The sequence below is a fragment of the Sphingobium scionense genome, from assembly GCF_014197035.1.
GTDB lineage: Bacteria > Pseudomonadota > Alphaproteobacteria > Sphingomonadales > Sphingomonadaceae > Sphingobium > Sphingobium scionense.
The window spans coordinates 1-1,616 of the sequence record NZ_JACIEU010000089.1 but is presented as its reverse complement, the minus strand read 5'-3'; the positions used below and the strand labels follow the sequence as shown (position 1 = coordinate 1,616).

At 67.8% G+C, this 1,616-nt stretch carries 1 protein-coding gene; it reads left to right on the top strand.

Annotated elements, in window-relative coordinates:
• Positions 1-1,616: TonB-dependent receptor plug domain-containing protein (locus GGQ90_RS28855; RefSeq protein ID WP_188084651.1), on the top strand; the 1,616-nt coding region annotated here is incomplete at both ends.

Genomic DNA, 1,616 nt, shown 5'->3' with positions numbered 1-1,616 from the left:
AACCAGGGCGCTACCTTGCGCGCGCTGGGCGGCAATGCGTCGAGCCGGACCCTGGTGCTGCTCGACGGCGTGCCGGTGGCCGATCCCTTCTTCGGCTATATCCCCTTCTCCGCGCTGGTGCCCGACCGGCTGGCGCTGGTGCGGGTGACGCGCGGCGGGGGCAGCGGCGCGTTCGGCGCGGGCGCGGTCGCCGGCACGATCGAACTGGCCAGCGCCACCCGCGACCAGATGCCGGTGTTCGGCGCCAGTGCCTTCTATGGCAGCAGGGACGCGACCGAACTGTCCGCCAGCATCGCGCCCGATCTGGGCAGCGGTTATGTGTCGCTGTCGGGCCGCTGGGACCGGGGCGACGGCTTCCAGACCACGCCCAGGGACCAGCGCGTCGCCGCCACCGTGCCCGCCGCCTATGATAGCTGGTCGACCAATCTGCGCGCCGTCGCGCCGATCGATGCGACCTCGGAAATCCAGTTTCGCGGCACCCTGTTCCAGGATAATCGCACCCTGCGCTTTGCCGGCGCCGACAGCATGAGCCAGGGCCAGGATGCCAGCATCCGCTATATCAGCCGCGGCCGCTGGCAGGTCGATGCGCTGGCCTATCTCCAGGCGCGCAACTTCTCCAATATCGTCATCTCTTCCACCAGCTTCCGCAAGTCGCTCGACCAGCGCAATACCCCCTCGACCGGGATCGGCGGCAAGATCGAGCTGCGCCCGCCGGTGGGCGAGGATCATGTGCTGCGCATCGGCGTGGACACCCGCTTTGCCACCGGCGACATGTATGAGGATGCCTATAATGCGGGCCTCGCCAGCAACCCGCTGACATCGCGCCGCCATGCCGGTGGCGACCAGATCACGTCCGGTATCTTTGCCGAGGATGACTGGACGATCGGGCAGCTTGTCCTGACCGGCGGGGTGCGGGCCGATCGCTGGTCGATCCGCAACGGCTTCTACAAGGCGGTCAGTGCGGCCGGCGTGGTGACGCAGGACAGCGCCTACGCCAACCGCTCCGACTGGGCCTTCTCCGGCCGGGCCGGCGCGCTCTACCATCTCAGCGATGCGGTGGCGCTGCGCGGCGCGGCCTATAGCGGCTTCCGTCTGCCGACCCTCAACGAACTCTATCGTCCCTTCGTCGTCTTCCCGATCACCACCCAGGCCAATGCTGCCTTGAAGCCGGAAAAGCTCAAGGGTTTGGAGGGTGGCATCGACCTGACCCCGGCATCGGGTGTGCGGCTCTCCGCCACGCTCTTCTACAACCGGCTCGACGATGCGATCGCGAACGTCACCATCGACAGTGTCACCCGCAAGCGCCAGAATGTGAAGGCGATCGTGGCGAAGGGCGTGGAGTTGACCGCCAGCGCGCAACTGCCGGCCGATTTCTCGCTGCTCGCCTCCTATGCCTATAGCCGCTCCAAGGTGGATGCGCCGGGCATGGCGTTCGACGGCTTCGCTCCGGCGCAGGTGCCGCGCCACTCGGCCAGCGCGACGCTGGCCTGGGCGCCAAAGGCCGGGCCGGAACTGTCGGCGACGCTGCGCTACACGGCCAGGCAATATGAGGATGATCTGCAGAGCGATGTGTTGCCCGATGCGCTGACCTTGGACGCCCTCGCCCGGCTGCCGAT